The sequence below is a fragment of the Alphaproteobacteria bacterium genome (assembly GCA_018667735.1).
Taxonomy (GTDB): domain Bacteria; phylum Pseudomonadota; class Alphaproteobacteria; order Rickettsiales; family JABIRX01; genus JABIRX01.
Genome location: JABIRX010000009.1, coordinates 1 through 19,349, shown reverse-complemented (window position 1 = coordinate 19,349; position 19,349 = coordinate 1). Strand labels below are relative to the sequence as shown.

The following is a 19,349-nucleotide window of genomic DNA, read 5'->3' as shown; positions in this document are numbered from 1 at the left end:
ATGAGTAAATTAGCGGTTTTAGGCGCGGGAGCATGGGGTACGGCAATAGCAAATCTACTCGCTAATAATGGCCATGAAGTTATAATTTGGGCATTAGAGCAACAAGTAGTTGATGATATTAATAACTTTAATGAGAATAAAACTTACCTAGCCAATATTCAGTTATCTAAGAATATAAAAGCGGTTAATGATTTAAGTGGCATAAGGGATGTTAAAGCAATATTTTCTGTAGTGCCAGCGCAATATAATGCGGGTGTTTTTTCGCAGTTAAAAAAACTAGCACATATCAAAAACGATACACCAATTATAATATGTTCTAAGGGTATTGATAATGAAAAATTAAAATTACTTTCTGATATAGTGGTTGAGTTTTTTAGTAATCCTATTTGTGCTATGTGTGGGCCTAATTTTGCGGATGAAATCGCACAAGGTTTGCCTGCTATTACGACAATTGCTTCCAAGAATATTTTGCAAGCAAAATTTGTGGCAACATTAGTTAAGAACAAAAATTTTAGACCTTTTATTTGTGAAGATATAATTGGTGCAGAGATTGCAGGTAGTATTAAAAATGTTATAGCTATTGCTATGGGTATTGCAGTTGGTATGAATTTTAGTGAATCATCTAAAGCTTCTATTTTAACTAAGGGCTTAAACGAAATAGGCATGTTGTCTAAAGCATTAGGAGGTAAAAAAAGAACGGCAATAGAACCTTGTGGTGTAGGAGATTTGGTTTTAACTTGCTCTTCTCAAAAATCGCGTAATATGTCTTTAGGTTTTGCGATTGGAAAAGGTGAATTATTAGATGATATTCTTAAACATAGAAATACGGTCGCAGAGGGAGTTGCAACTAGTAAAGCTGCATATAATTTAGGTAAAAAATATAACTTAAATTTAGAAATCATTAATTTGATTTATGAAGTATTATATAATGATAAGAAAATAACAGTTAGTGATTTTTTCTAAGTTATTTTAACTTCATAAGATAATTTATTATGCTATAATAAATTATAGTTCTACTTGAAATTTTTAAGATAGAAACTATCTAATCATTAAATAAAAGAATATTATGAATTTAGATAGGTTTACTGATAAAACTAAAAAGACAATCGCAAATGCCCAAACATTTGCATTAAGTAGAGGTCATCAATCATTCCAGCCAGCCCATATTTTACAGGTAATGTTAGATGATGATGATTCAGTAGTTAGTAAGTTAATTATCTTATCTGGCGCTGAAATAGAGATAATTAAAACTGAGTTAAAGGTCCTATTTCAAAAAATGCCAGAGATAACTTCCACTCAAGCACAAGTTTTCATGTCTAGGGAACTTGCTATGTTATTTTCAAGAGTAAATAATATTACGAGTAAAAATAAAGATGAGTATGTTGCAATTGAAATTTTATTTCAAGCAATGTTGGAGGAAACTCAGCTTGATGTATCTAAAATATTGCAAAAGTCTGGTATGGTCAAAGAAGTTTTGGCAGAAAATATCAAAAAAGTAAGAAATGGTAAGGATGCTAATTCTGCCAGTGCGGAGGACACATTTAATGCATTAGAAAAATATGCTATTGATTTTACTAGATTAGCAAATGATGGTAAAATAGATCCGGTTATAGGTAGGGATGAAGAAATTAGAAGAACAATTCAGGTGTTATCTAGAAGGATAAAAAATAACCCCGTACTAATAGGAGAGCCTGGTGTTGGAAAGACCGCAATTATTGAAGGGTTAGCGCAAAGAATATCATTAGGTGATGTTCCTGAAACCTTAAAAAACCAAAGATTAATGTCATTAGATTTAGGCAGTCTTTTAGCTGGGGCTAAATATCGGGGAGAATTTGAGGAGCGTTTAAAAGCGGTAATAAATGAAGTGGAGCATTCTAGTAATGAGATTATTTTATTTATTGATGAATTGCATAATTTAGTAGGGGCAGGAAAGGGAGAAGGAGCTATGGATGCATCTAACTTATTAAAGCCAGCTTTAGCTAGGGGCAGTTTAAATTGTGTAGGAGCTACTACTTTAGATGAATATAGTAAATATATAGAGAAAGACCAAGCTTTAGCTAGGAGGTTTCAAGCGGTATATGTAAATGAGCCTTCTATTAACGATTCTGTGACTATGTTGCGAGGTATTAAAGAAAAATATGAATTACATCATGGGATAAAAATATTAGATAGTGCGATAATAGCAGCTGTAAATTTATCTGTACGCTATATCACCGATAGGTTTCTTCCAGATAAAGCTATCGATCTTATTGATGAAGCAGCCAGTAAACTTAGAATGGAAATAGATAGTAAACCAGAAGAGATTGATGAGCTAGATCGAAAAATAATTCAATTAAAAATCGAATTTGAAGCACTTAAAAAAGAGATTGATAGTGATTCTGTAACTAGAATAGAGCTTATTAAGGAGGAAATTAAAAGTAATAATATAAAATTAAAAGATTTAAATAGTAAATGGCAAACTGAAAAATTAAAATTAGATAGAGCTAAAAAACTAAAGGAAAAATTAGATAAAGAAAAACATAATCTTGAGGTAGCACAACGAGAAGGAGATTTGTCAAGAGCAGGAGAGCTAGCTTATGGCATAATACCTGAATTAAAAAATGAGATAGCCAAATATGACAAAGAAAAAGCAAAGACTTTTGTTAAAGAAGTAATAAATGAACATGATATTGCTACTATAATTGCTAGGCAAACTGGTATTCCATTAGAGAAAATGATTTTAGGAGAGCGTAAAAAATTATTAAATATAGAGCGTGAGCTAACAAAAAAAATAGTTGGTCAAAATGCTGCATTAAAAGCTATTGCAAATGCAATAAGAAGATCAAAAGCAGGGTTAAAAGATATAAATAAACCGATGGGAAGTTTTTTGTTTTTAGGACCAACCGGTGTTGGAAAAACGGAACTTACTAAAGTCTTGGCTGAATATATGTTTGATGATGATCATGCCTTAGTAAGGCTTGACATGTCAGAATATATGGAAAAACACTCTGTTTCTCGTTTAATAGGCTCACCTCCTGGTTATGTAGGCTATGAGCAGGGCGGGTCATTAACAGAGATAGTTAGAAGGAGGCCATACCAAATTATTTTATTTGATGAGATCGAGAAGGCTCATTCTGACATATTTAATATTTTGCTGCAATTATTAGATGAAGGGCGTTTAACTGATGGAAAGGGTAGAGTGGTTGACTTTAGTAATACCATTATAATTTTAACTTCAAATATTGGATCTATGCTACTGAGTAATTTGGCTCCAGAAAAAGAAACAGATGAGGTTTTTAATGATGTTATGCACGAAGTTAAAACATTATTTAAACCTGAATTAATTAACCGTTTAGATGAGATAATTTTATTCCACAAACTGCATTATCAACATATGGAAAAAATTATAAATATACAAATTAATGATTTAAAGAATAAATTAAGTAAGCAAAAGATAGATATTATTTTAACTAAAGAAGCCGTCGATTATCTGGCAATAAAAGGCTATGATCAAAAATTCGGTGCAAGACCTCTAAAGAGGCTTATTCAAAAAGAGTTAAATAATGAATTAGCAAACTTACTATTAGCAGAAAAAATAAATGAAGGTAGCAATTTAAAGGTAACTATATTAGATAATAAGTTGAAAATTATTTACTAAAAGACATAAACATATATGTTTATTTGTAACCTATAGAATTTGCAAAAATTTTATGTATAAGAAATTTTTTATAACCTTATTTATAGTTGTCATAACTATTACAATTTTCATGAAGTTAAATCACCAAAAAGAAACTAATGTTGAATCTAAAAGCTCTTTAAATTTTGAAATTATAGAAACTAATAAAAAGAACTCTATAATTTATTCATATGATGATTCAACATCTTTAATTTCCATTAATATGGCATTTAAGAAAGCTGGTTATGCTCTTGATGATAGAAAAAAGCTAGGACTTACTTTTATTATGCTATATTTGTTTAAAAATAGCTTCATAGTTGATAATCCGACAGATCTACAAAATGTAATTGAAGAAAATGGCTTTAAAATCGAGTTTAGTGCAGATCATGAAAATTTTTATATATCATTAAAGTCATTTGCTGCCTATAAAGATAAGCTTTTAGAAACTTTAGAGGCCTTCTTGAATCCTAAGATAGTTTCAGAAAAAAACTTAGATCAAGCAAAAGAAAATATATTACAATATTTAGAAATAAATAAGGGAAACGCAAATTTTATAGTAAATCAAAAATATGAGGAAGTTCTCTTTGAGGGTACTGATTTTGCAAAAAATCCATATGGAAATAAGGAGACAATGCAAAATATTACAGTTGAGGACATCTTAAGCTTTACCAAGCAAAGATTTGCTGAAGAGAATTTTAATTTCGTCATATCTGGTAATATTTCAAAGAAGGAAGCTATTGCGATATATCAGAAAATAGAAAAATCAATCGCAACTAAACATAATTTAAGTTATATAACTTTTAATAATCAATATCAAACTCATAAAGAAAATATCGAAATTGAGAAAGATCAAATAGTGATAAAAGCTTATATTCCAACTGTTGCTAAAAACCATAATAATTTTTACAAATATTACATAGCAAATTATATTATAGGTGGTTCAGGTTTAAATTCTATCTTGTCGCAAAGTTTGAGAGAAGATAATGGTTTAACTTATTCAGTATATTCATATTTTGATAATTATAATGATTTTTCAGTATGGGTTATTGAATTAAGCACAAATAAAAAAAATTATAGTAAAGCAATAAAGTTACTTAACTCTACGCTTAAAAAAGTTGTAAATAATGGTATTAAAAAAGAAGATTTAATTAGAGCAAAAAAATACTTAACTGGAAGTTTTGATATATATTTTAATACCAATGCAAGAGTATCAGCTTTTCTTCTAGACATGAAGCTTAAATCTATTTCACCATCTATTACTAAAACTAGAAATAATTTAATAAATTCATATGAATTAGATGAAATAAATCAAGTTATTAAGAAGCTTGTCAAACCAAAAGAGCTCTCTATTATTACGGCTGGTAAATTGAAATAATATAAATATAATATTTGCAAAGGCCCCTTCGTCTAGTGGTTAGGACTCAAGATTCTCAGTCTTGCAACACGGGTTCGAATCCCGTAGGGGTCACCATTATTATAAATTTTCTTAATTTTAATAAAGAAAAATCTTGATTATTAGGATTAAATCTAATAAAAAATCTACATCTTGTATGGCCCCTTCGTCTAGTGGTTAGGACACAAGCCTTTCACGCTTGTAACACGGGTTCAAATCCCGTAGGGGTCACCATTCAAGCCTTTACCCATACATGATTATAAAACAAAATCTTAATTTAGTTTATAAACTTAAGCAATTAGTAATATTTATACATATTTGTTGCGAAAGTTTTTTTTATTAACTTAGAAGTAAACCAACAATAATTTAAAAGAATACTCAGCTAGCTTTTATAATTTTTAGCAACATATTTAAAGATCTTCTTTGCGATAGGGGCTGCAGAAGCTGAACCAGACTTACCATGTTCTACAATAATAGATATAGAATATTTAGGTTTATTAAACGGTGCAAAGCCTAAGAATAATCCATGATTCTGTTTTTCCAGTTCAGAAATCTCTACTTCACTATCATGATCTATAGAAACAACTTGAGCTGTGCCAGTTTTACCACTCATTTGGAAGTTCTTATTTCTTATTCTACTATAATAGGCTGTGCCTTTTTTATTATTTACGGCATTAAATAAACTTTTTAAAATATATTCTCTATCGCTAGATTTGTAATCTAGTGAGGTGAATTCAGTGTTACTATTATTAGTTATTGAGGGAGTGGTTTTTTTACCAGTAATTATTCTTGCCATCATTACAGCTAGTTGAATATTAGTAACTTCAATAAAGCCTTGACCAATTGAGCTGTTATAAGTGTCTCCTATGACCCATGGAATGTTGAAATTCTGTTTTTTCCATTTTTTAGTAGGTATATTACCTTTTTTTTCATTGTAAAATTCATTACTAGTTTTCTCACCAAGGCCCAAATTAAAGGCAACTTCACTAATGTTTTTAATTCCTATTTTATGTCCCATTTGATAGAAATAACAGTTACATGATTGCTCAATGGCTTCTGCTAAATCTACTTCTCCATGCCCTTTTTTCTTCCAACAGTGAAACCATCTTTTGCCTAATCTAACTTTGCCGGTACAGTTAAATTTCTTATTAGGATTATAACCATTTGAAAGGGCTGCAAGAGCAACTGCGATCTTAAATGTTGAGCCAGGAGGATATTTGGCCGTAACTGCTTTGTTAATTAGTGGTTTTGCAGGATTGTGAATTAAATTATTCCATGTTTTTGTATCAATACCTGATAAGAACTTGTTAGAATCAAAGGATGGAGTTGAGGTCATAGCTATTACTTTACCAGTTTCGACCTCTATTAAGACCACAGAAGGCCTTAAATCTTTGGTTAAATTAACCACATATTCTTGTAATTTAATGTCGATAGATATATTGATATTCTCCCCCTCAATCATTTTTTGTGAGAGTTCAGGTAAAGTAGTTCTTTTTACATAGCCATGTGCATCTACTTCTATATGTGATATTCCCGCTTTTCCTCGTAGTTTATGTTCATAAAGCTGTTCTAAACCAATTTTTCCAATTTTAAAATCAGGATGAGAGAGCAAGCTATTATTTGATTTCTTTTTTTCAAAATCACTAACAGTAGCAACATAACCTAAGAGATTAGATATGGTTTTACCAAATGGGTAATAGCGTCTTTGTGCTGATTCTATATAAATGCCAGGAAGATTGGGTGAGTTAGCTTCTACTATGGCAACCTGATTATAGTTAAGATCATCATAAATAAGTATTGCGCCTTCAGAAGATTTTCTGAGGGTTTTATAATAAATAAAGTTTTTTTTAGGAATGTTTAGAATTTTACTTAACTTAGTTAAGGTTGCTTCAATATTTATGTTTTTACTACTATTTAATAAAATTCGATAATAATCTGAATTAGTTGCAAGTATAGTACCATTTTTATCAATAAACTTACCCCTAAGCGGAGGTACTAAAAAGCTTTTTATTCTATTGCTATTAGCTAATGTAACATATTTACTATGTTTAAAAATTTGCAGGTAAAATAATCTTGATAATAAAATAAATACAAAAAATATTTTTGCCCATACAAGAATAAACAGCCTTCTAGTAAATGTTTTATTTCTTTCGGTGTTGTTTATCATTATTTAATAGAGATGAAGCAAGGAAAAGTAAGTTATGTAAAATTGGGTAAAATAATATGGAAAGAACAGTTGATAGTAACAAATCCCTAAAGTTAATTATACTCATATTTACATAATATATTAGAATAATTTTTATTATTATAAATTCAACAAAAAACAATGCATATGCTAACCATAATTCTTTAAAATCATCAAAAAGAAAAAGCTTTTTTTGATAATTAAAAATAGTTAAAGCTAGAAAAAAACAAATAGCGGTGCTGCCAACATAATAACTTGTTAAGCTATCATAAATTAAAGATATTATAAAAATAAAAAAATAAGATATGTTCTGATTTTTATAGATATAAAAGAAAAAAATAAAAGCGGTCGCAAAGTGAGGCTTAACTATATTAAAAATATTTGATGATATAGGTAAATATTCTGATAATAAGAACAAAAATGAAATAACATAAAAAGTTAGTTTTTTTATATTATTGAATGTTTTAACTTTTTTTATGTTAGGCATGTTATATATAGAGAGCTGCTAAACCAAGAAATGCAAGAAAAGCTATTATATCTGTAATAGTTGTTAATATAACTCCAGAACTTATAGCTGGGTCACCTTTTAACCTTTTTATTATTACAGGAATTAATGCTCCAGTTAAACCTGCAATGGTTAGAGTAATGATTGTTGCGGCTGCAAATAAAGTTGCTAATTTTAAATTTTGAAAAATAAAATATATAAATGCAAAACATAATAATGCAAAAAAACAACCATTAGCAATTCCTACAAAAAATTCTTTTGCAATTACTTTAAACACATTTTGCGAGTTTAATTCTTTTGTGGCAAGAGCTCGCACGGCTATGGTTACAGTTTGAATACCTGCATTACCACCCATTGATGCAATAACTGGCATTAATATTGCAAGGGCTACTAAACTTTGAATAGTGTTGTCAAAAAATGCAATCACAAGAGAAGCTAAGATTGCTGTTAATAAATTAAGGAAAAGCCAAGGAAATCTTTGCTTAAATGTTCTAAAGAAACCTGAATAAATATCAGATTCTGCCACACCACCAAAATGGAGGATATTTTCTTCAGCACTTTCCTCTAAAATTTCAATAACATCATTAAGGGCAATAAAGCCAATAATTCTATTGTCATTATTAACTATTGGCGCGCAAGATAAATCATATTTATTAAAGTCGAGGGCCACTTCTTTTTGATCTATTAAATAATTGAAGCTATGAAAGTTTTTATCCATAACTTCTGATATTAGGGTGTTATTAGAATTTACCACAATTTCTTTAGTTTGTACTATACCAATAGGCTTGAATAATTGGTCTACCACAAAGACACCATAAAAATTTTGTGAAATTAATTTTTTATGCTTTACACAATGTTTATGAACTTGAGCAATGCTCCAATGTTCTGGCACAGATAAGAAGTTTTTGTGCATAAACCTTGCAACACTATCAGTTGGGTATGAAAAGCCTGATACTAAATCTTGTTTAATTTCTTTACTGAAAAAACTGATTAGCTGCTCCCTCGTTTGCAGGTCAAGCTCTTCTAAAATAGCTAAAATTTCATTTATTTCTAATTTAGAAATAATTTTAGCAGATTGTTTTGCTCCAATTAAATTAATCAATTCTTCAACAACAGAATCTTGTAGCTTTAGGAATAAATCTTTAGGGAATTTTTCACCAACAAGGTTAATAAAAGTTAGTTTCTTTTCCGCTCTATATTCACTAATAACAACAGCTAAATCAGCAGCATGTATTTTATTTGCTAAATTTATGGTGAGTTCTGCATTATTGTTAATTAAGGCCAAATTAAATTCTTTTAATAAATAATGATGTTCGCTGTATTTTGTATGTTTTGGCACTAATTTTATTTATTTGTCATTTCTGCATTTATAGTATAAATTACTTCTAACTGATTTGTAAAGAATTGCTATGCCTAAAAAGCAAAAAACAACTAGAAATTTTTGGTATTACCGCTCAATAGAATTATTGGGGCTGTTATTTTTGCTTACCACTACATTCTTAGCTTTCTCTCTTTTTAGTTACCACCCTCTGGACCCTTCTTTCAATACATCATTCGATAATATAATTTATAATAAAGCTGGATTATTTGGTTCTTACACTGCAAGTTTTTTTCTTGAGTTCTTTGGAGTTTCTGCATATCTCTTACCTGTGTTTTTCTTGTGCTGGGCTTTTTTATTTATGAAGAAAAAAGTTCCAGAATTTATAACACTAAGATTAATAGCTTTATTTTGTTCAATAATTTCTAGCTGTTATTTTTTAAGCAATATTAATAGTTCTCATTCATGGGAGTTTGTATCATATGGAGGTATTTTAGGCTTTTATTTAAAGTATCTGTTGCTTGATATTGGTGCTAAAACATTGTTAATTTTTATTAGTTTGTTGCTTTTCTTGGTTTGTTTTTGTTTTGCGCACAATATTTCTGTTTCAGCTTCATTTAGTTATATTAACAGAGCAATTTTTTATTTAGCTAAATTAATATGCAAAAATATTATGGAGTTACCACATTTTATTAAACATCTATTTTTAATGTTTTATAATTTTGCTGAAAAAAGAATACACAAAAAAAGGGTAAGTAATGTTGATTCTAGTTATCTTAAGGCTAAAGAAAAAATTGCAAAAATTGATAAAACATCAACGCCAAGACAAAAGAAATCTACTAATTACATGATACCATCATTAGATTTGTTAAAAGATCCAAAAAAATATAAAAATAACATAAGCAAAGAACATTTACAAAATAGAGCAAAACAACTTAGAGAAATTTTAGCAGATTTTGGTGTAAATGGTAAGATGTTAGATGTTAAACCTGGTCCTGTTGTGACTTTGTATGAGTTTGAGCCTGCGGCAGGAGTTAAATCATCACGAATCATAGGTTTAGCAGATGATGTGGCGAGATCTATGAGTGCCACTTCAGCAAGAATATCAGTTCTATCGGGCCAAAATGCAATAGGTATAGAATTACCTAATGAAGAAAGAGAAACGGTGTATTTTAAATCAATAATTTCAAGTGAGTCCTTTATTAAGGGAGAGCATAATGTACCTCTTGCTTTAGGAAAAAATATTGGTGGGGCTGAAATTTTAGCAGATCTTGCAAAAATGCCACATCTTTTAGTAGCAGGTACTACTGGTTCTGGAAAGTCGGTAGCAATAAACACTATGATTTTATCTATATTATATAAGCTTCCTCCCAGTGAATGTAAGTTTTTAATGGTTGACCCTAAAATGTTAGAGTTATCCGTATATGATGGTATTCCACATTTAATAAGTCCTGTAGTAACTGAACCGCGCAAAGCTGTACAAGTTTTAAAATGGGCAGTACAAGAGATGGAAAATCGTTACCGCTTAATGTCATCACTTGGAGTTAGAAGTATTTCTGGTTATAACAAGGCTATCAAGCAGGCAATAAAAGATAAGAAAACTTTGACAAGAACTGTACAAACTGGTTTCGATGCAGAATCTGGTAAACCAATTTTTGAGGAAGTGGAACTAGATATGCAAACATTACCATTTATTGTAGTTATAGTTGATGAAATGGCAGATTTAATGTTAGTTGCTGGTAAAGAAATAGAGGCTTACATTCAAAGATTAGCACAAATGGCAAGAGCGGCTGGTATTCATTTGATTGTTGCTACACAAAGACCTTCTGTTGATGTAATAACAGGTGTGATTAAAGCAAATTTTCCAACTAGAATTAGTTTTCAAGTTACCTCTAAAGTTGATTCTCGCACTATATTAGGTGAACAAGGTGCTGAGCAATTGCTTGGTATGGGTGATATGCTTTACACTTTGGGTGGTAGTAAATTAACAAGGGTACATGGTGCATTTATAGATGATAAGGAAGTGCGAGATGTAGTTAGTTATCTAAAAAAGCAAGCAAAACCTGAATATGTAGAAAGTATTTTTGAAGTAAGTGAGGACGAAGGTAATTATGGTGGAGATTACAGTGGTGACAGCAATAATAATAAAGACGAATTATATGATAAAGCAGTTAATATTATTTTAACTGAGAAAAAAGTTTCTACATCATTTGTTCAAAGACAATTAAGAATTGGTTATAATAGGGCAGCTAATATTGTAGAGCAAATGGAAGAGGAAGGGGTTATCTCTGCCGCAAATGCAACAGGTAAAAGAGAAATATTAGTTAATAATTAATAATCTTTGGTTATAATAATATGTTGATAATGATTAATAAAAATTAGTAAAATTTAATGAAGGAATTTAATACAGATATAGTAGTAATAGGAGCTGGTCCTGTTGGTTTATTTGCAGTTTTTGAAGCTGGTCAGTTAAATATGAAATGTCATGTTATAGACACACTTGAATTTACAGGAGGTCAGTGCCAAGCTTTATATCCTGAAAAACCAATTTACGATATACCGGCATATCCAGAGATTAAAGCAGCTGAATTAATTACCAAATTAGAAGCGCAAATTGAACCACATGAGCCTGTATTTCATCTTAACAATCAAGTGATTAGGTTGGTTAAGCATAGTGATTATTATGAAGTTACAACTAATAAAGAAGTTAATATTAAGTGTAAGGCTGTAATTATTGCGGCGGGTTGTGGTGCTTTTGGGCCAAACAGGCCACCACTTCAAGATATAGAAAAATATGAAAAAACTGGTTCAGTAAAATATTTAGTAAATAAAATTGCAGAATATGAAAATAAAAATGTAGTAATTGCAGGTGGTGGTGACTCAGCAGTTGACTGGGCTTTATCTCTAGCACCTGTTGCTAAATCATTATCTATTATTCATAGAAGGCCAAAATTTAGAGCCGCACCAAATTCAGTGAGTCAATTAAATGAATTAGTTAAACTTGGTAAAATAGATATGGTAGTACCATACCAATTACATAGTTTAAAAGGAGAAAATGGTAAATTGAAAGAGGTAATTTTAGCTGATATGGATGGTCATGAAAAAGCATTAGAAGCAGATGTCCTGCTACCATTTTATGGTCTTTCTATGGAGCTTGGACCTATTGCTGAGTGGGGTTTAAATATAGATAAAAAACATATAGCTGTTAATCAAGCAACAATGGAAACTAACATAGAAAGAATATTTGCTATTGGAGATATAGCTCACTATGAAGGTAAGTTAAAATTAATATTAACTGGTTTTAGTGAGGCAGCTTTTGCGGTTCATAGTGCTTATAAATATGTTTTTCCAGATACACCTTTACATTTTGAATATTCTACAACAAAAGGTGTAGCTCACAAAGAGGCGTCATAAATGTTATTAAAATTAGTAGATAGAAAGTTAATAGAGCTTTCAGGTCTTGATAAAGAAAGTTTTTTACAGGGTTTGATTACTAATGATGTAGCTAAAATAAAAGAAGAAGGTATCATTTTTTCTGCTTTTTTGTCTGCACAAGGAAAGTTCTTAGCAGATTTTTTTATCTTCCAGTATAAGGAAAATTTAATTATAGACATTAATGAAGTTTTTATTGAAGCGTTTAAATCTAAATTAAAGCTTTATAAGCTAAATAGTGATGTGAAGATAAAAGATCTTGAGGGTGATGTTTTTATTGATGAAAATTTAAATAATAATTATCCAACATCTTATTCAGATCCAAGAAAATCAAATCTTTTGCAAAGAGTATATAATTTTACCAATGAAATAGAAAGTTTTGATAGTGACAAAATAAATGACTATCATGCATTAAGATTTAAGTATAAGCTAATTGATGGTGCTTTTGATCTAACTATAGATAAATCATATATTTTAGAATTTGGTTATAATGAGATAAACGCAATATCATTTAGTAAGGGATGTTATGTTGGGCAAGAAGTTACCGCTAGAACTTTTCATAGAGGGGTCATTAGAAAGCAGATAATATTTATAACTAAATTAGAAATAGGTAACAATATTATAATAGATAATGATTTAATTTTTGATAAAAAGAAAATTGGCAAAGTTTGTTTTGAGTTTTTAGATAAATATGTAGTTTTGCTTAAAAAAGATTTTCTTAAAGTGATGAATCAGATTTAATCTTATTGTTATCAACCTGCACCAAAGCCTATACCAGATTTTGCAGCAGTTATACCACCTACACCTGGTGGCGCTGCAAATCCAGTACCCTGCTCAGATTTAGTCATTTCACCTATTGAGCTAACACCGCTACCTACGATAGAGTGCATTAAGCCTCCATGCAAAGCTTCTTTACCGGCTTCATCAAAATTTTTAGTACCTAGAACATTACCTTCTAAAACTCCACCTAACTCAGGAGGGGGGGATATTTGGGGGTCTAGACTTTGTCCTGTAGAAGACATATTTGAAGATCCTGGTGCTGAAGCTGCACCTCCAGTAGCCGCCATATTGGATTGTATAGCTGATGAAGGGCCACTATCTGGCATTTCGCTCATAAAAACCTACTTGTTAATTCATTTTTATTATACTATTATTTTCAGTAAATTAAAAGGAGTTTATGTTTAAAATATTTTTATTTGTTTCATCATTATTATTATCAAATAGTTCATATTCAGATGATTTTAAAAATGGTGCTAATATAGCTGAGCAAATAACAGCATTACTAGAGCTAATATTAGCTCCAATTGTAAATTTTTTAGCTTTTCTTTTTTTGGGTGGGGAATATAGCATATTAGGTTATGATTTAACACTTACAATTTTTGGTTTTCCTTTTTTGGTGTTGTGGCTAATAATTGGTGGGATATTTTTTACCTTTAAATTAAATTTTGTTAATCTTAGGCTTTTTACACATGCGATAAAAGTTGTGAGAGGTAAGTATGAAGAAGATAGTAAAGATGCTCCAGGTAAAATTTCACATGCACAAGCTTTATTTACAGCAGTGTCGGCAACAGTTGGGTTGGGTAATATTGCAGGAGTTGCAATAGCAATAGCAATAGGGGGTCCGGGTGCGGTTATTTGGATGATGATTGCTGCATTTTTTGGCATGTCCACTAAGTTTGCTGAGGTTACATTAGGGCATAAATATCGCAAGTTTGATAATGATGGGCATTTATTAGCGGGTCCTTTTTATTATTTGGAGGCTGGTTTAATAAAGAAAAATATGCCAAGATTAGGTAAATATTTAGCTAAAATTTCGGCATATTGTTGTGTTTTAGGAGCAATTGGTGCGGGTCTTATGTTTCAAGCAAACCAGACTGTTGCAATTATTGCGGATAGTTTTTCGTTAGGAAGTCAAAGTAAGTTAATTTTAGTTTCTATGATCACCTTATCTGTTGCATTTATATTAATAGGTGGCATAGCTAGAATTGCTAAAATTACAGAAAAAATAGTGCCTTTTATGGCTATAACTTATGTATTATGTTGTTTAGTGATATTATATTGTAATATTGCTCAAATACCAAATGCGGTAAAAATTATGTTTAGTTTAGCTTTTAGTGGAAGTGCTATTTATGGTGGAGTTATTGGTACAATTATACAAGGAATAAAAAGATCGGCTTTTTCAAATGAAGCTGGTCTTGGAAGTGCTCCTATAGCTCATGCAGCGGCCAAAACTAAAGAGCCGATTAGAGAAGGTGCGGTTGCAATTTTAGAACCTTTTATTGATACAATTATTATTTGTTTTATGACAGGTATAGTTATAATTGTAACCGGTGTATATAATAATGATTCTGTAAGTGGTGTGTTAATGACTAAAGAAGCATTTGCAACAGTAAGTAGTTGGTTTCCTTATCTACTATCTTTTGTAGTATTTATGTTCGCTTTTTCCACAATGCTAACTTACAGTTACTATGGTCAGCAAGCATGGCGTTTTATTACAAAAAAAGCTGACTACAAAATTTGTCACATAGTTTTTGCTTTTTTTATCTTTGTAGGTGGTATGCTAAAAATTGGTGTTGTCATAGATTTTGCTGATATATTATTTTTATCTATGGCTATACCAAATTTAATTGGCTTATATATTATGAGTGGTGAAATAAAGGATTTAACAAAAAGTTATATCTTGAGACTTAAAAACAATAATTTTAAATAAGTATAACATTAGGTGTTAAAGAGTTTAAGATTCTATTTATCATTAGAACCAAAATTATTTTAGTTATTTAAATTTCAGCTCTCTTTATTTTATCATTGAAGTGGACCATATAATCTTTTATGTGTAGTTGATATGTGAGCTTAAAAAAGGCTTTAGAGCGAATCAAGAAATATAGGAAATTATTTATATAAATAAACTTTTACAACTTTAGTAAGATGATAGCGGTTAAATCTAAGTTACATATTTATGCAGTTAAAGTATAATTTGATCAGCAGATATTTAGCAATGAACATTGTTAAAAATCCAAATATGTAATTTATATTGATGTAAAGTAGCTTTCTTTACATGTGTATTTCGCAATTAATGTCTAACCCAGCTTTTAAATATAAATAAATTATAGTATTATTTTTCAGTTATTAGATATTAAGACAGTCATATCTATATAGATATTTTAAATTTTAACATATTATTTACTTAGCAATTCAAGGTTACCGCCAATAGCTGTTATGTTATTTGTAACATTTTTTTCATGCATAAATGCTTTTAGATAATTTGGCCCTCCAGCTTTAGGACCAGTTCCAGAAAGACCCATGCCGCCAAAAGGTTGTACTCCAACAACTGCACCAGTCATATTTCTATTTATGTAGATATTTCCTGCATTAATCCGCGTAGCTATATAGTCTATTCTTGATTCAATACGGCTGTGAATTCCAAAAGTTAGCCCATAATCAGTTGAGTTTATTTCATTGATAACTTCATCGATTTTATTAGCTTTAAATTTTATCAAATGTAAAATAGGCCCAAAATTTTCATTTTTTAATTCATTTATATTATTTATTTCATAAAGATGTGGGGCTACAAAAAAGCCATTTTGTAGATTTTTAGCTTGTGTAGAAGCAATTAATTTAGAGTTTTTATTCATATCTTCTATATGCTTTTCAAGTGAAAGCTTAGCTTCTTGATTTATTACTGGCCCAATATCCACCGCAAAATCTTTAGGATCGCCAAGTTCTAGTTCAGCCATTGCACCTTTCAGAAGTTTTATTAAATTATCTGCCACATCTTCTTGTACATATAAGACTCTAAGTGCACTACATCTTTGTCCGGCACTATAAAAACTACTATTTATAATATCGTCTGTTGCTTGTTCTAATAAAGCGGTTGAATCAATAATCATACAATTTTGACCACCAGTTTCGGCAATTAATTTTGCAATTTGACCATTACTGTGAGCAAGTTTACTGTTGATTAGTCTGGCAGTTTGATTAGAACCTGTAAATGCAACTGTTGCAATTTTAGGGTTAGAAAGCAATTTTGCTCCAAATAATTTACCAGCTGCTGGAGTGAATTGTAAAACATCATGTGGTATTCCAGCTTGGTAGAATAATTCAACAGCTTTGTAACCTATGATTGAAGTTGTTTCGGCGGGTTTTGCAATTACGCTGTTACCAGCAACTAAAGCTGCAGCAATTTGACCAAGAAAAATAGCAAGAGGAAAGTTCCATGGACTTATGCATATTGCAACTCCTCTTCCTTGGTAAGATAAATGATTATCTTCTCCCGTATAACTTTCGTTTAAGAGTGGTTCTTTTAACTTTAGTGCTTCTCTGGCATAATAATTACAAAAATCAATTGCTTCTCTAATTTCATTAATTGCATCTATTAGAGTTTTACCTGCTTCTCTGCTTAAAAGTGCTATAAGTTCAGCTTCATTTTCTTTTATTAGTAAGGCCATAGCGTTAATTGCTTTAGCGCGCTCTTGGATATTTGTGCTACTCCATTTTGGGAATGCTTTAATAGCATTCTTTAGGGCTTGATCTAAAGTGTCATTATCAGCAAAAATTACTGATCCAACAGTGTTTTTTAGATTGGAAGGTGATTTAATTATAGTTTCAGATCCTTTTTGTTTCTTACCATTTATTATGGATGTTGCTAAATATTTTTTATCAAAAAACTTACTTATACTGTTTTTAAGATATTCTGTTTCAGTTTTGTTACCAAGACAATAACCGCTAGAGTTATCTCTATCTTTGAAAATATTTTTAGGATTTGTGATTAATTTGCGTTTAGTTTTTATATTAGATTTGGCTTTATCAATTGGACTTTTTAGTAGTTCTGTTACTTCAATATTTTCATCAATAATTTGATTAACAAAATTACTATTTACACCATTTTCCATTAATCTTCTAATTAAATATGGTAGCAGATCGTCAAATTTGCCAACTGGAGCATAAATTCTACATAAGCGTTTTTTAACTAATTGCTCAAAAAAGCTAATACCCATTCCATAAAGTCTCTGAAATTCATATTTTTCTTCTAAATTATTAGCTTCAGCTAGAGTAATTATCGCAGCAGCAGTTAAGGCATTATGGGTTGCAAATTGTGGATAGAAGTGCTCTGTATTTTCAAGTAACAAAGCAGCGGATGCTAAGTAACTTACATCAGTATGACTTTTTCGTGTGAAAACAGGGTAGTCTTTTAACCCTTCCATCTGCGCCCATTTTATTTCACTGTCCCAATATGCACCTTTTACTAAACGGATTGGAATGACTTTTTTATTAGTTTTTGCTAATTTTGTTAAAAACTTAATTACTGGAATTGCTCTTTTTTGATAAGCCTGAAGCACAAAACCAATACCATTAAAATTAGATAAATCTTGGTCTTGAATTAATTTTGCAAATAATTCTAGCTCTATATCAAGTCTATAAGATTCTTCTGCATCAAGTGAGATTGTAAGATTGTATTTTTTGGCAATCATTGCAATAGCTTTAATTTTATCATAAAGCTCTGACATAACTCTGTCTTGCTTTAGTAGTTCATATCTAGGGTGTAAAGCAGATAGTTTAACGGAGATATTTGGTCGCTTAAAAAGTGGCATATCCTGATCAATATTTTTTAGAGCTTCTAATGCGCTGATATAGCTTTGGAAGTATTTATCAGCTTGACTTGCATCGCGCGCTCCTTCCCCCAGCATGTCGTAGGAATAAATATAGCCTTTTTTAATATCTGTATTTGAAGTTTTAATCGCTTTTTCAATGTTAACACCTGCAACAAACTCTTTCCCAAGCAGTTGCATTGCTGCTTTAAAGGCTAATCTTAAAGTAGGCTCTGATAGGCGGTGAATTATATTTTCTATTGGATTTTTACTTTGATCAAATTTTGTAATATTAGATGATAACATAAGTGCAAATGTTTTACTATAAAAGGAAAAACCAGTATTATCTTTTAAGAACTTTTTCCAATCGGCATTTTTAAGTTTATCAGTAATTAAATCGTCAACAGTTCTTTTATCGGGAACTCTAAGTAGTGCTTCGGCAAGTGATAATAAGCCAATAGCCTCTTTTTCTTTTAGCCCAAATTGCTTAATAAATTCTTCAACACCAGAAAGTTTTTTACTTATTCTAATTTCATTAATATATCTTGATGCTCTTATTTCTATTGCTGAAATATGATTTTGATAAATTTTAGTTTGAATAAGTAGCTTATCTAAGAGTTTTGTTTCGTTGATAAATGCATCTTTGCTAACTTTGAGTAATTCTTCTTTTAAGTTCATTTTTGTTAATTAGTAATTGTTTTAACAAGCTATTAAAAATTGTTTCATCTTAAAATATTCTGCTTCTTAATTTGTAACATAAAATCTAGTGTAATGCAAGATATTACCTTAATTTATTAGCCAATTTTAATTGCTCAACTAGCTTAATTAGTAATAATTTTATTTAATAAATATATTTACAATTTAAATAATAGATATTTAACATTAAAGGGATCTTGCATAAAAACTATCATTAAATTAAGCAGGTAGCTAATATAAAAAGATAGACTATAAATCTGAAGAATTTAAGGGTAAGCAAAAACATGAGCAAATAGGGTGTTGTTATATTGCTAAAATTTTATAATATTATAAAGAGCATAAACTTCTTAACTATAAAGCAGAAAGAATATAAAGGGTTACAGTTAGCTTTAGACGCTATATCCGTATGGCCCTTTGCTTTTCGCCCTTATTGCATCACGTTCAGCTACTCTTGCAGTATGAGAGAGATTTTGGGGCGTTTCCGCTGCTTCTCTTTGCGCTTCTTGTTCTTGTAAACGATAAGTAATGATTTGCGCTACTATTGCTCCAGTGTTTATAGTACCCCTTAAATCATGTTCAG

The 19,349-nt window shown here is 30.3% G+C and carries 11 protein-coding genes, 2 tRNA genes and 1 pseudogene; 9 read left to right on the top strand and 5 right to left on the bottom strand.

The window, feature by feature from the left end; all coding sequences use genetic code 11:
- The 5 genes from HOH73_00935 to HOH73_00915 all read left to right on the top strand — a co-directional run bounded on the left by HOH73_00935 (position 1) and on the right by HOH73_00915 (position 5,282).
- The gene (locus HOH73_00935) at positions 1-963 is read left to right on the top strand and encodes an NAD(P)-dependent glycerol-3-phosphate dehydrogenase (protein MBT5827431.1); all 963 of its coding nucleotides are present in this window, start codon (positions 1-3) and stop codon (positions 961-963) included.
- 103 nt (positions 964-1,066) lie between these two features.
- Positions 1,067-3,637: an ATP-dependent chaperone ClpB gene (gene clpB / locus HOH73_00930; protein ID MBT5827430.1), complete on the top strand. Its 2,571-nt coding sequence runs from the start codon at positions 1,067-1,069 to the stop codon at positions 3,635-3,637.
- A gap of 109 nt (positions 3,638-3,746) precedes the next feature.
- Entirely contained in the window at positions 3,747-5,030 is a 1,284-nt protein-coding gene (locus HOH73_00925) for an insulinase family protein (protein MBT5827429.1), read from the top strand.
- A gap of 21 nt (positions 5,031-5,051) precedes the next feature.
- A tRNA-Glu gene (locus HOH73_00920) sits at positions 5,052-5,126 on the top strand.
- An 81-nt stretch (positions 5,127-5,207) separates the two neighbouring features.
- A tRNA-Glu gene (locus HOH73_00915) sits at positions 5,208-5,282 on the top strand.
- A gap of 148 nt (positions 5,283-5,430) precedes the next feature.
- Here the strand turns inward: HOH73_00915 and mrdA are convergent.
- Together mrdA and mgtE are read right to left on the bottom strand one after the other, a co-directional pair.
- A complete protein-coding gene (gene mrdA, locus HOH73_00910; protein ID MBT5827428.1) occupies positions 5,431-7,215 on the bottom strand; it encodes a penicillin-binding protein 2 in 1,785 nt (594 codons plus the stop codon).
- A gap of 506 nt (positions 7,216-7,721) precedes the next feature.
- Positions 7,722-9,077, bottom strand: a complete 1,356-nt coding sequence (gene mgtE, locus HOH73_00905) for a magnesium transporter (protein ID MBT5827427.1) — start codon at positions 9,075-9,077, stop codon at positions 7,722-7,724.
- 70 nt (positions 9,078-9,147) lie between these two features.
- Here mgtE and HOH73_00900 point away from each other — a divergent pair, with 70 nt between their 5' ends.
- From HOH73_00900 to HOH73_00890, 3 genes are read left to right on the top strand one after another with little or no spacing between them, the layout of a single operon-like run.
- Positions 9,148-11,391, top strand: a complete 2,244-nt coding sequence (locus HOH73_00900; protein ID MBT5827426.1) for a DNA translocase FtsK — start codon at positions 9,148-9,150, stop codon at positions 11,389-11,391.
- 56 nt (positions 11,392-11,447) lie between these two features.
- Entirely contained in the window at positions 11,448-12,470 is a 1,023-nt protein-coding gene (locus HOH73_00895) for an NAD(P)/FAD-dependent oxidoreductase (protein MBT5827425.1), read from the top strand.
- On the top strand, positions 12,471-13,229 hold the full coding sequence (locus tag HOH73_00890; protein MBT5827424.1) for a folate-binding protein YgfZ: 759 nt from the start codon (positions 12,471-12,473) through the stop codon (positions 13,227-13,229).
- A gap of 11 nt (positions 13,230-13,240) precedes the next feature.
- On the opposite strand, the gene HOH73_00885 is transcribed toward HOH73_00890, so the two are convergent.
- On the bottom strand, positions 13,241-13,603 hold the full coding sequence (locus tag HOH73_00885; protein MBT5827423.1) for a hypothetical protein: 363 nt from the start codon (positions 13,601-13,603) through the stop codon (positions 13,241-13,243).
- Between the two features lie 62 nt (positions 13,604-13,665).
- Between HOH73_00885 and HOH73_00880 the strand changes: the two genes are divergently transcribed.
- A complete protein-coding gene (locus tag HOH73_00880) occupies positions 13,666-15,198 on the top strand; it encodes an alanine:cation symporter family protein (protein MBT5827422.1) in 1,533 nt (510 codons plus the stop codon).
- Between the two features lie 466 nt (positions 15,199-15,664).
- Here the strand turns inward: HOH73_00880 and putA are convergent.
- Together putA and HOH73_00870 are read right to left on the bottom strand one after the other, a co-directional pair.
- Positions 15,665-18,751 (bottom strand): annotated as a pseudogene (putA, locus tag HOH73_00875) (bifunctional proline dehydrogenase/L-glutamate gamma-semialdehyde dehydrogenase PutA).
- A gap of 407 nt (positions 18,752-19,158) precedes the next feature.
- On the bottom strand, positions 19,159-19,349 hold a 191-nt coding region (locus HOH73_00870), incomplete at its 5' end, for a hypothetical protein (GenBank protein ID MBT5827421.1).